Origin of the sequence: Parvibaculum sp. (assembly GCF_002684405.1) — a bacterium.
Taxonomy (GTDB): Bacteria; Pseudomonadota; Alphaproteobacteria; order Parvibaculales; family Parvibaculaceae; genus Parvibaculum.
Map to the genome: position 1 here is coordinate 1 of NZ_NYVD01000143.1, position 11,716 is coordinate 11,716.

The 11,716-nt window shown below is 59.8% G+C and carries 10 protein-coding genes; all 10 read right to left on the reverse strand.

All coding sequences use genetic code 11. From position 1 onward, the window contains the following. Positions 1-10 precede the first annotated feature (10 nt). Positions 11-1,249, reverse strand: a complete 1,239-nt coding sequence (locus CMI59_RS13215; RefSeq protein ID WP_293328707.1) for a ThiF family adenylyltransferase — start codon at positions 1,247-1,249, stop codon at positions 11-13. A 113-nt stretch (positions 1,250-1,362) separates the two neighbouring features. Beyond that, on the reverse strand, positions 1,363-2,574 hold the full coding sequence (locus CMI59_RS13220; protein ID WP_293328708.1) for a nucleotidyltransferase: 1,212 nt from the start codon (positions 2,572-2,574) through the stop codon (positions 1,363-1,365). Between the two features lie 275 nt (positions 2,575-2,849). Continuing rightward, positions 2,850-5,687, reverse strand: a complete 2,838-nt coding sequence (locus tag CMI59_RS13225; protein WP_293328709.1) for a TrlF family AAA-like ATPase — start codon at positions 5,685-5,687, stop codon at positions 2,850-2,852. A 75-nt stretch (positions 5,688-5,762) separates the two neighbouring features. Further along, on the reverse strand, positions 5,763-6,656 hold the full coding sequence (locus CMI59_RS13230) for an antitoxin (RefSeq protein ID WP_293328710.1): 894 nt from the start codon (positions 6,654-6,656) through the stop codon (positions 5,763-5,765). Then, positions 6,656-7,765, reverse strand: coding sequence for a type IV toxin-antitoxin system AbiEi family antitoxin (locus CMI59_RS13235; RefSeq protein ID WP_293328711.1), 1,110 nt, complete (start codon positions 7,763-7,765; stop codon positions 6,656-6,658). Before CMI59_RS13235 ends, CMI59_RS13230 begins: the two co-directional genes overlap by 1 nt. Before the next feature lie 254 nt (positions 7,766-8,019). After that, on the reverse strand, positions 8,020-8,328 hold the full coding sequence (locus CMI59_RS13240; protein ID WP_293328712.1) for a DUF736 domain-containing protein: 309 nt from the start codon (positions 8,326-8,328) through the stop codon (positions 8,020-8,022). A gap of 1 nt (position 8,329) precedes the next feature. Next, positions 8,330-8,638, reverse strand: coding sequence for a DUF2274 domain-containing protein (locus CMI59_RS13245; protein ID WP_293328713.1), 309 nt, complete (start codon positions 8,636-8,638; stop codon positions 8,330-8,332). 5 nt (positions 8,639-8,643) lie between these two features. Further along, on the reverse strand, positions 8,644-9,912 hold the full coding sequence (locus CMI59_RS13250) for a TrbI/VirB10 family protein (RefSeq protein ID WP_293328714.1): 1,269 nt from the start codon (positions 9,910-9,912) through the stop codon (positions 8,644-8,646). A 9-nt stretch (positions 9,913-9,921) separates the two neighbouring features. Then, positions 9,922-10,941: a P-type conjugative transfer protein TrbG gene (gene trbG, locus CMI59_RS13255; RefSeq protein WP_293328715.1), complete on the reverse strand. Its 1,020-nt coding sequence runs from the start codon at positions 10,939-10,941 to the stop codon at positions 9,922-9,924. A gap of 14 nt (positions 10,942-10,955) precedes the next feature. Continuing rightward, complete coding sequence (gene trbF / locus CMI59_RS13260; RefSeq protein ID WP_290891757.1) at positions 10,956-11,654, reverse strand: conjugal transfer protein TrbF; 699 nt, start codon at positions 11,652-11,654, stop codon at positions 10,956-10,958. Positions 11,655-11,716: the final 62 nt, after the last annotated feature.

Consider the following 11,716-nt stretch of genomic DNA (forward strand, 5'->3'; position numbering starts at 1 on the left):
AGGAAGATAATCAGCCGTGCCCGGACTGTCCGGGAATTACTGAAACGGCTGTCCGGGATTTAGCGGAATCGCTGTCCGGTAATTCTGAAATCCGCACAAGCCCCCATATCAGTGGCGTCCTATGGGAGCAGCCCACTGCTGCGCATAGGTTGAAAACGTTAGGATTGGCCGTTGCATCGATCAGCAGGCTGCATTCCGACATTTCGTTCAGCACACTGGTCGTGTAGCCGCTGCTCTCTTGCCCTCCGAGAAGAAGGGGCTTGACCATTACTTCGCAGTTGGCGCTGATCTCCAGAAGTTTGTGTTCGAGTGCGTTTGATTTGTGTGTACCTACCGCCCGGAGATCAAGCTCATTGCGCACCATATTTCCGGGAAGAACGACGTCCGGATCGACAAGAAGGAAGGATCGCACGCCTGACCTGGCAAGCGAGACCGCAACTTTCGAACCCACCGAACCGCAACCGACAATAGCCACTCGCTTGTCGGCCAGCGCATCGTACTCTGCAGGAAGTCTGCCCCCTTCATCGGAAATTTCCAGAGTCGCGTATTTGTAAACGTTGCGTTCGTCACCAAGAATTGTGATCAGGAGAATTTCTGAATCGTCGATCAAGAACACGAAGGGCCAAAATTCTTCTGCGGCTTCTTCGAACCATTCCTCGACACCTAGCTCGGAACAAAGACTAAGAATGCTCTCCATGGTTAGCTTGCGGGGAAGCGTCGTGCCCCGAGGCAGTCGAAGGACATGCGCCTCCTGTTCCCGCATCCCTTTAGTGAGCAACGGCTGCTCGGCCCAATCGGGCGCGTCCTTCACGCCAATTCGAATTGGATAGACAATCCACGCTGAACCGTAATTATGTTCAGAAACCGCGGCCGAGAGAGGCTTACCTTCTTCAACGGCAAGAAAAGCTTCTTTAGCGGACGGGCTGAGAAGCACGCGCAAGTGTGAAGATCGAAGCTTTTGGCCCATCGTCTCTCGATGCGCAGACGGGACTTGCTCGGTATCTGTTTCTCTTTCCCCACTGAGCAATCGATAGGCGCTTTCAATCATCATCGCGCCTGTAACGTCCTGATGCCAATTGTCGGCGCGCCACTCGAGACATAGCTCTCCGCCCGAGCCATACTGGTGCTCTGACAAGCGAATTTTTTCACGCGGCCGGACGATTGGCGGCGTTTGTGGAAAATACTCCGGAAAATAGATAGACAGCGGGAAAGACTCGTCCTCGGCCACGATGTCGAAATCTGCGGCCAATCGAAGCCCGTCAAGTCGCCAATGGAGATTTTGCAACCAAGGCGCTTGTTCAGAGAGGTCAGCGATCTGAGATCGTTCCTCCCTAGCGCGGCCAGGCTGTACCGCCCACCAGATCAAGCGAAACCCTTGGGGGTCGTTGGCATTCTAGGCTGATCAGGGAACGAGACCGTACTTCCGATCACCGGAGCAACCGATGACTTCCGCAGCAATCCTCCGCCCGTTTTCGCTGCCCGCTCTCGTACGCGTTCAGCCAGAGCATCTCCCATAGCAGGGGCTACTCTCTTCGCGATTTCTGCCTGTTCAGTCAGGTTGGCGGCATTGAGGAAGTCTGAACGTGCTTGCTGAAGCCATTGAAAAAAGGCTTCAGCCCGCTCGGGATGTTCCACCCACTTGTCTGCAAAATTTTCAAGTGGGTCAGTTGGGTTGGGAATTACATATTGCCCACCGATTTTCTGAATGAAGCTATCCATCTTTGTGAGGATGGAAGTGAGAGCTTCACCGATAGTCGCCTCACCTGCATAAGCATGAGCCGCCAAGGTGGTGATGATCACTGATATAGGCTTGATTTCGCTATTGCCGGCAAAGCGCCAATCACGGTGGCGCTTCAAAATCATTATGGCCGATTGCAAGGGTGTCTGAACCCGATAGACAGGTATGTCTTCAACACTGGCACGCACAGATTCAGCGAGCGCCCGGCGACGGGTTTCAAATATTTCACCCATGCGCTGAACGAACCATCCGCTGTAACCCTTAGGATTCGAACGCTGCCATTCGGCCGTCATCATTGCGTAGTCAGCGCGTTCGTTGTCCGTAATTGCGATGGCCGTCTGCGTCCAACGGGCGTCAAACCCACTCGTCTCAAGCAACAGTCTTTGGCGATTGGCATCAGGGAGCGCCGGAACAATATCCATATGAAATTGAGCGCCGTCGGCATAATTTAGCACCCAACAGCGGCGGCCCTCACGCACCGGCTTTGTCATAGACTGAGCGCGATGATAGGAGTGGATTTCAGCGCCAAGCAGCTCCTTCAGTTGTTTCTGGGTCAAATCAGCGGTCGTCAGCCCACGAAATTCGCATATCGAGTCAACGTCGTAATCTTCGCGGTCGTCGATGGGACGAATTGCCGTTCCGAGCCGGAAAGAACCCTGCACATAAACCTGCGGCTTGTATTGCCGGATCGTCGACTTTTCCCGGTGAAACCATTCGCCAAGAGCGTTGTAGCTGTCATTGGCTTCCCGATATCTGGCCTCGCTCACTCCAAGATCATCGGCCAGCGCTTCCAGGTAGCTTTCTGCGGCCTGCGTTACTTGAATTCCATTTGCCATCGACTCGGCCTCGCTTCATGGTTTCACGATTTGTTCCACCTGCTTCATTTGTGGTCAAGTCGAATATGGGAAGTTTCACTTTCTATCCACAGGTTTAAGCCGACTCAGCCGAGGCAATCCGAGAGCGGCAAGCTGGCGATCAACCGGCACGGCGCAGCGCGAAAGGCCTGACGTCTCCCGGCGGCTTGGGGGAGTCGCCCGGTGACCATATTTCTTGACTCAACGCTCTGATCGGACTGCGCAGACCTGGCTAAGCGCGCCAAACAGGATGCAGACTAATAACCGTACTTGTCCTGACGGTCCCTGAAGGCCTTTTCGCCGCCCTCCATCGTCGAGGTAATCACCTTGCAGATTTCCGGCTTGTCGATCGCGCCGGCGCACTCGAATTGACGCTCGCCGCTATCCTTGACGTCGAGATATCCAACCAGTTCGGAAGAGCCGTTCACGACGATATTCGCGTTGTGGCTCGCGAAGATGAGCTGGCGGTTCTGCTTGGCGGTATGAAGCTTGTCTGTAAGGTCGGCGATTATCTTGTTATCGAGATCGCCTTCGGGCTGGTCGATAATCAGCGGGCCGCCCGGCTGTTCCAGCAGCATGAACAGTAGTGCGGCGGCGCGCTGGCCCTCGGATGCCTTCTCAAAGGAAATCTCGCGGGCACCGTCGCAATAGGACAAGGTGATTTCAGGTTTGGCTACCGCGGTCGCGATGGCTTCAACTCGCGACGTGTCCATGCGTTCGGTCAGCGCTGACCGAATACGCTCGGTATCGCCGAGTATCTTCATGAGGTCGGGGCACTTCGGCTGCTCCTCGCTGCTAGCCGCTCCCATCTGGCGCCAGTACAGCAGCGAAAGACAGTCTGTACGCAGCCGGTCCGCCATATCCGCTGCTGAATCTTTGGCAAGAGCGTCTTCAAGCCGGTCGATGCGCGTCGCCTCCTGAGACCCCGTCTTGGCGGCAACCGCGTCGATCGCCTCTCTGATCTCCGAAGTATCGCCGGCGGCGGCAACGATGGCTTTGATCTTGCCGCTCGACAGCCTTTCGATCTCTTTCGCCCAAGCCTGGGTGCGTTCTGCCCGCTGATCGTTGACAGTCCTGAGACCGGCAAGAACCTTGGTCAAGGCGGCAGTGGGATCACCTTCGGCCTTGAGCCTCGCTTCGAGATCGCCGATCTGGTTGGTGAGCTCGGTGATTTCCTCGCGGAGCTTGATGATCTGCGCGGTGACCGTCTTGTGGGCGCCGAGCTTTTCCAGCACGGCATCCCGGGCGGTCCGCGCCTGCTGTAACTTCGCGGCCCAAGCGGTTTCGGCACCGGTCAGGACGGTGCGCCTCTTGGCAAGGTCAGCCCGCAGCTGCTTTATGCCGGTGCCGAAAGTCTTGAACAGGTCGCGATAGCTTTGCTGAACGGCTTCCACCTCTCCCTTGAGGTCCGTTGAAAGATCGCGCTCGTTGACAAGTTCGGCGGCGCTCACCTCCAGCTCCTGCAGAATCTGGTCGGCATGCTTTGATGCCTGAAAGCGCTTCGACTCAAAGTCGTTCGCCTTGTCGAAGTGATCCACCTTGGCCTGGTCGTCCGGCGACAGGGTCGGCAACGTCTTCTCAAGAGCCTCGACGCGCTGACGAAGCGAGTCCCTCGTCGTCGTTAGGTTGCGGAGTTTCGACTGCTCCAGCCAATGCTTGGCAACAGCTTGGATCGCCGCCCTGACCTTTCCCTTTGCGGCTTCGATATCGGCGGCCAGCCGGTCATCCTCCTTCTTGAAATCCGGATTGACGAACTGGAGTAAATCGGAGAGTCGGGTTTTCTGGCCCGCCTGCTTGCCAATCTCGGCGAGCTCGCCCTGGCTATACACGACGGCGGGAAACAGCGCGCGCAGCTCCTTGACCGTGATCGTCTGGGTCGAACCGTTGGGATAGGTGATCCGAGGCTGGTAGGTGGTGGCCGGCCCACGGACAATCTTGAAAGGCGCATTATCCTGAATCACGGTCAGCGACACCTGCCCGCCCTTGGAGACGAGCGTATCGTTGATAAGATCGTGCATGCGGTGCGTGCCAGAGTAGTGCTCGCGTGGCGCGTCGTAGCAGCTTCGGCCCAGACCAAACGCGAGGTATTCGAGGAACGAGCTCTTGCCGCTACCGCGCCCGCCGATGACGGCGTTGAATTCCGGACTGAGCGTGATCGAGGTCGGTTGCAGGATCGTGGAGCCTTCTGCCTCAATGGTGGCGGCGACCAGCGAGGGTATCGCGGGCGGCTCAATCCGTATGCGGGACCGATGCCCCAGAAAGGCCTGCCTGATCGCTTCCGCCGTTGGCTCGGCCAGCTTGATCCAAGTGTCATTCGTACCGAGCGCGCCGTAGTCGGCTGACCGGCTGTCCGAGGTCGGGAGAGGGTAAATCTCTCTGGTTGACCACGTCTTGTCAGAACCGGAAAGCCGCGTGCGGTTCTTGGCGCCGAGCGTATTGATGGTCTGGCCGCGATCAAGATAGCCGCCGACATACGGCATTCGGCGAAAATCGCCGTGGCTGCCGTCTGTCAAGACAGTGTGACTGTTCCCCTGCGAAACATTCGGCAGGACGATGTAGCGGCCGCGCAGGTGCTCAACCTCGTCGAGCAGCCTAGCGATCTCGGGATAGGCGCAGGCGAGCTGCGTCACCTTGGGGGCCACGGCACCCTTCTCCTCAAGAGCCGCAAACGCGACCCCGAGCTTCCCTTGCGCCTGCTTGCGCCAGTCCTCGGACAGATCGGCATCGAAGATGATGAGGCACTGCTTGCCGCCGCTCGCCGTCAACTCCATCCCGGGAAAGAGCCAGAGGTCGAAGTCCGGCTCGGCTTTGCGGCGCTGTTCGATCTCTTTCTGAACGTAAGGGACCATGATCATCTCGTGATGATCCGTCAACGCGACCGCCTGCAATCCTTTCGCGACGCACTGGTCCACGAACTCCTTCGCCCATTGCGCTCGCGCCACGTCAACGTCCTGCGTGGTCGCCTTTGCGTCTGTCGTCGTAATGGATTCACCGAGGCCGACGGGCCTCGCGCCCGTCCAGTTCGGATCGCGGGGCGTATGTATCTGGAAATCACATTTTTTCCAAGAAGCGAAGCTCATGAGCAGCGCCACCATAGTCTCGGTAGAGACGCCTGCTGAAGTTGCCATTTCGTGCGTCTGTCATGGTTATCTAGCTGTACCATCGTTCATCTACCCGACATGCGCGAGAACCTCAGTGACCAGTTCACTGACGTTTCTCTGCCGCAATAGCCGTACCTCACGGTCTGCATCTGAAAACCCGCCAGGCTCGAACAGCGCGACGGCGACCGGACCATCCTTGAGATAACCTTCCGTCGTTTTGTCGTCCGTGAAGCGTGTGCGTAGGATGCCGAGCGCGCGGTCAATGACGGCGGCATGCTTACCTTTGTGCGCTTCGCGGAAAAGCGCCGCAACAGCCTCGGGGCCGCCGGGCCAGTGCTCGATGCAGTAAACAAGATCGTGTGCATCCTTGCGTTCACCCCGATCGTCCAGCGCCAGCGCCTTCAGGCACGTGAAGCTCACCAGATCCGCGAAGCGGATGGTTTCGATTGCCATGCCACCATCACCGAGAAGGGCGGCGGTAATCTCTTGAGTGAGATGATGGTCGAACACCATGGAAGCGTGCGGGATGTTCAGGGCCGATATCCGCCCCTCCGTGGGCAGTGGTTTTACCCTGCCACCCGCCACCTCGGGATTGTCCGCCAGAAGTTCAAGAATAACGATTGTGTCCTCGTCAATCCGAGCCTTCCACCGCCAGGAAACCTTCTGGCCTGCATCGTTCTCACCGCGCTCGAACCCCATCTTTTTCAGGTTCTCTTCGACAGTATGGTAGGCTTCAGTCTCGGCTAGCATCTCCAGCGCAACGACAATATCGACATCGCCGGTACCGGCGTGCGCGGGCGCGGCGGGCGGGCGGTCCGGGATCAGGTAGCGGGGAACGAGCCCACCGACGAGATAGACGGACCTTTTCCATGGTCCCAAGCCGTGCAGCAGCGTAACTAGAACTCGCTCGCAGCTTTCTGTAACGGCAGCACTGTAACCGTCCTGGGTTGTAGGCTTGGCCATCAGAAACCGATCCTTTCGTGGCGCAGGTGTGCCGCCATCTCGCGGGACCGCCCCTCACCCGTCAATAGGTCGAGATAGACCTGCACCGGGCTCGCAAGCCAAGCATCATCAACACGTTCTTTGAACAGAAACTCGCCCGATGTCGGCGTCTCTATGACGTTCAGATTTGCGCCTTCGCCGACGCTGCGTGCGCCGAGTTCGGCCAGAGCTTCCTCGGCCGCCGACCCCGGCTTCATACGGCATGCGACCTGCGAAAGCGCTGAAAGGAAAGGAGAATAACGCTGCGCGGCCGCTTCCCGCGTGATGACGTAGGAAACCTCATGCTCCCGGCATGCCGCAGCGAGGCGCCTGATAATTGTGTCCGGTTCACCACGCGGTACGTAGTAACGGCGTTCACCACGCAGCCGTGTCGCCTGCACCTGTTTGCTCCATTCGTCCAGGAGGGCCGTGGGGGCGATCAGGCGCCGCTCTTTGGCGGGACCTTGCCCGCGCGATTCGAGCCAGTCATAGCGCTCTAGCGAGATCAGGGTTTCCGAAGCGGTCGAAGGTGCAACCTCAGCGATCTCGGCCAACGCCGTCGCCCCGAACCATTCACCGCGCTTGACGAGTAACGTGTGGACTATCTGGGCGCGCTTGCCCTTGAACAGGGAGCGAACCGATTTTTCGAGGGTTTTCGGCGGCGGCTTTTCCACGAAGATGTAGGCGCCGGGGGCGGGTACGTAGAGGCTGCCGCCGGTATCGTAGTAGCCGACATTCTCGTGCCGCAGCAACTCCCGCGCGCCCTGAGATATCGATTCGGCCGCCAAGAACGGAATGTTGGAAGCGCCGTGCTCTACCCCCTCACGGTGGACATAGCGGTCAAGCTGCCAGAGGATTTGTCGCACGTCGCGCGGGTAGACCGATTTTTTGACCTCGATGAGAAGGACGATATTGCGCCCACCAACATCTAGGCGCATTTCGGCGTCAATCCTGTACTGACTACCAGAGTCGAGGCGTTCAACGACCGGCTCCGATGCTTCAACTTGCGGCAGCCCCCCAAATGCTTCCCGGAGATGTTCCAGCACGTATTGCTCGTTCCTGCGGGTATTCTCTAACACGATTTGAGCCATTTTCGCTGCACAGCATATAACCGACTTATAGTGCATATACGATAAAATAGCAATATTCACTGCGCAGCGAATTTTGAGGTGGAAGCGAAAGCTCAAGAAATGTTGCTTTGGGTCACAAGAAGCCTTGGCCAAGGTCGCGCCTACTGAACGAGTACCCTGCTCGCACGGGCGACAAACCGCGCACCACCTTTTTGTTAAACACAAATTATTATGTAGATAAATATAATTACATTAAATGTATGGTAATATACAAATTAGCTAGAACCTCGCCTCCAGACGAGATGAGCCTCCTGACCATCCTCTGCCGGAAACAGCGCCGCATGAACGGGCGCCGCAAGTACCGGATCGTCGAGCCGGACACTCAGATACTCTTTCTCACCGCCCCGCTCCCGCCAGGCGGCGCCGACCTCGGAGCGGCCGACATAGAGCTTGAAGGCCGGCGCCCGTTCACTGTCGCGATTGTCGTTCGGCACAAAGCGCAGCTTTGCATCGATGATGAGGGTCCGGATGGTGCCGGACCAGCCACCCTCCTTCGTAGGCGTGAACATCCCGATCACAGACATCTCAATCCTCCTTATCGGTTGGCGGCAACGGCGCGCGAGGTGCACGTCCTCTCGATCCCGGCTGAGCGATACCGGTGCCTTTGCCCTCTCCTTCCGGCAACGCCTTCCGTGCCTTGGCAAAGCCACGATCAGCCTCCAGAAAACTCTGCAGCATGTAGGGAATGAGCTCCGGCACCGATTCAGCCTCGCCATAGGTCTCGCGATAAAGCGCGGCATAGGCCTGCAGCGCCTTGTTGAGATCGGGTGGCGCGATGAAGGTGATCTTGACCGGCGTGCGGTCGGGGAGTTTGCCGAGTTTCAGGTCGGGCATGGTTCTCATCCTCGATAGGGACGCAGGATCAGGTCCTTCTGCACGATGACGCGGATCGGCCAGCCGGGCCTCACCGTGATGGTCGGCTGGATGTTGAGATTCTTTTCGGTGAGGCGCTGGCCGGCCTGCGAAACGTTTTGCTGCGTCGACTGGCGGATCGCGCGCAGGAGATCGCTCTCCTCGCTGCCGAAACCGAGCTCGGTGCCAACGCCCAGAAGCGTCGCCAGCGCCACGCCCTTGACGAGCGCCCATGTGTGGTAGTCGACCTCGTCAGCGACGCCGGCATAACCGGTGGCATCCGTCGCCGGCAGATTGTCGATCACGATCGAGGAACCATCCGGCATCACGATGCGATGCCAGACGAGCAGCGCCCGCGACTGACCGAAGGCGACGACACTGTCGTAACTGCCGATGAGCCTCGATCCTTGCGGAATCAGCAAAGCCCTTCCGCTCACCGTGTCAAAAATATTTTCTGTGATCTGGGCAACCACAAGGCCCGGCAGATCGGAGTTGAGCCCCGTGATCAGGCTCGCGGCGATGACGCTGCCGGCCATCAACTGATGCGCCGAGACCGGTTCCTGCAGCGTGTGGCGGTTATAGATGTCAGGATCCGGTCCCCGGTTCATAAAATCGAGCTTGCGCTGCTGATGGTTCTGGTCGCGCTCCGGATCGAGGTTGAGACGCTCGTCGACTGCGGCGACAGCTTGAAGACCTGTGCTCTCCCTCGCATCAGCCACTCTCGATTGCGAAGCACGCCCCTCGCCGCTTCCGCTCCCCTTCAATTGAAAGAACACGCCTGCTTCCGCCGCCTGCCGCGCCTGTTGCGCTAGTCTGAGCCTTTCGGCGCGAGCGTCGTTCTCCTCGGCGCTCGGCACGAAGGTCGGGCGGAGGCCGGCGCTATTGTCGATGCCGAGTTCCGCCTCGCGCCTGAGGATCGGGCGGCCAAATTCGCCGGGAAGCGGCGCGCCGAGTTCGGGGATCGGCTTCGGGATCTCGTCGTAGCTCACGGGCAGCGCCGCCAGCCCCTCCGCCCTCTCCTTACGCTCCGGGTGGTAGAGCTCCCCACCATCCGGCGCCGCGAGACGAAAGCTTGAGCCTTCCAGCGCCAGAAAGGCGAGCGCGAAAATCGTCGCCGAGCCCGTCGCCGCGACGCCGATGACGACACTGCGCCGGAACCGTGTCACACGGCGCGGCTTGGCGCGCAGCGCCAGCGTTTCGGGATCGACTTTCCCCGACGACTGCGTCTGACCCTGAGGCGAGGCGGGACCGGCCATATCTCTCTCCTATCGTCCCGGCCGCAGCCGCGAGGGGCGATCATCGACGACGCCCGCTACCCTGTCGGTGCGGCTGATGCGCACCACCTGTTGCGGCGCCTCGCCGAGGTGCAATTCCGCCGCCGCGAAGAGGCGATCGACAATGTAGTAATGGCCGCGCAGCCGGTAATTGACGAGTTCGCTGCCGCCCGAGGGGCCGACCACGAAGAGCGGCGGTGCCTCGCCCTGATCGAACCGCGCGGGAAACTCGATATAGACTTTCGAACCGTCATCGAAGGCGCGGAGCGGCCGCCAGGGCGGATTATCGCCCGTGATCTCGTAGCGGAAACGGAGCGCGGCGAGATCGATACCGCTTGCGATTGCCGATGCCGCTTGCGCCCTCGCGTTCCGCGCCTGCAAGGCGAGCAGCTCGTCGCGCGGATAGGTCCAGGAGAGTGCGGCCATGGCCGTCGCCTCGGTGCTCTGAAGCGCCAGACGATAGGCGCGGCGATCGGTGGTGATGACGAGATTGGTCTCAAGCCCGGCGGCGAAAGGCTTCACCAGCACATGGACACGTTTGCCGGTGCCGGAGCCACTTACAGTATCGCCGATCACCCAGCGCACCGTGTCACCCGCCGAGACGGCGATGAGTTCCTCGCCCGGCTGCAATGCGATATCGCTGACGCGCTCCGGCGTCGCATAAAGCCGGTAGAGCGCGCCTTCAGTGAAGGGATAGACCTGGATCGCATTGATATAGCCATCCCGCATGGGTTCGATCAGCGCCTCCTTGTTGGCGGCATCGACCCGTTCCGTCGGCACCCGCTTGTCGGGCTTCGGCTTCGCCGTATCGAGAGGCTGCAACTGACCCGGCAGCGGCAAAGGCTCCGGCAGGGCGACGATCTCGACGGGTTTCGGGGGCTGAGGTTCGAGCTGTGCCGGTTGCAGGTCGACCGCGTCATAGCGGATCTGGGGTGGCGGCACCTTGTCGGCACAGGCGGTCAACACAAGCGCCGAGATGCTTACCATCAAGAACGAACGGATCGGGGTCATCTGGTTCTCCTTGGTCAGGGGGCTTCACCGGCGTTGAGTTCGCGTGACCAGTCGAGCGCCTCGACATAAAGGCCGAGCGGGTTCTTTCGGAGCGTCTCGGCATTGCGGGGCGGCCGAATGCCGATGGTGAGAATGGCGGTCCAGTGGGTCGTCGCGGCGAGGCTGCCGCGCTCGTAAAGCCGCTCGCGCCATTTGACCTGGAAGGAGCGCTCCGAGACGCGGACGACGCTGGTCACCTCGACGGATACATTGCGCGTGCCGACCGATTTGAAGGGATCGCTCTCGCGCGCGAATTCGTTGAGGAATGTCGCCGCCCTGCCGGTCGCATGGTCGTAGGCTTCGAGCCAGTTCTTCCGCAAGACGATAGGGTCGGAGGAAAGCGAGCGGACATTCGAGATGAAGCGCGCCAGCACAAAGGCGATCTGGGCATCTCCCGGCGTATAGGCCTCGATAGCGGGGCGCACAGCGCGGACCTCGCCCGAACGCTCGATCTCGACCACGTACGGGGTCACGTGAGACTGCAGCGATTGCCAGTAGAGGCCCGCCGACAGCCCGGCGCTTAGCGCGAGACATCCAAATGCCATCAGCCGCCAGTTTCGCGCCTGAACGCGCGCCGCGCCGATGCGCTCGTCCCAGGCTTGTGCCGCCTTCTGATAGGGGGTGACCGGTTCGGGGGTGCGGCCATATCGCTCCGTGGCACGTTTGAAGAGCATCAGGACCTCCCATCGTCGAAGGAAGGATTGGCGCCGGCACCCGGCCGGTCGCCTTCGCGGAT

Bases quoted from the DNA above. Each gene is read 5' to 3' on its own strand.
- CMI59_RS13220 (WP_293328708.1), bottom strand. From the start codon at position 2,574: ATGGCAAATGGAATTCAAGTAACGCAGGCCGCAGAAAGCTACCTGGAA.
- CMI59_RS13225 (WP_293328709.1), bottom strand. From the start codon at position 5,687: ATGGTGGCGCTGCTCATGAGCTTCGCTTCTTGGAAAAAATGTGATTTC.
- CMI59_RS13230 (WP_293328710.1), bottom strand. From the start codon at position 6,656: ATGGCCAAGCCTACAACCCAGGACGGTTACAGTGCTGCCGTTACAGAA.
- CMI59_RS13235 (WP_293328711.1), bottom strand. From the start codon at position 7,765: ATGGCTCAAATCGTGTTAGAGAATACCCGCAGGAACGAGCAATACGTG.
- CMI59_RS13240 (WP_293328712.1), bottom strand. From the start codon at position 8,328: ATGTCTGTGATCGGGATGTTCACGCCTACGAAGGAGGGTGGCTGGTCC.
- CMI59_RS13245 (WP_293328713.1), bottom strand. From the start codon at position 8,638: ATGCCCGACCTGAAACTCGGCAAACTCCCCGACCGCACGCCGGTCAAG.
- CMI59_RS13250 (WP_293328714.1), bottom strand. From the start codon at position 9,912: ATGGCCGGTCCCGCCTCGCCTCAGGGTCAGACGCAGTCGTCGGGGAAA.
- trbG (WP_293328715.1), bottom strand. From the start codon at position 10,941: ATGACCCCGATCCGTTCGTTCTTGATGGTAAGCATCTCGGCGCTTGTG.
- trbF (WP_290891757.1), bottom strand. From the start codon at position 11,654: ATGCTCTTCAAACGTGCCACGGAGCGATATGGCCGCACCCCCGAACCG.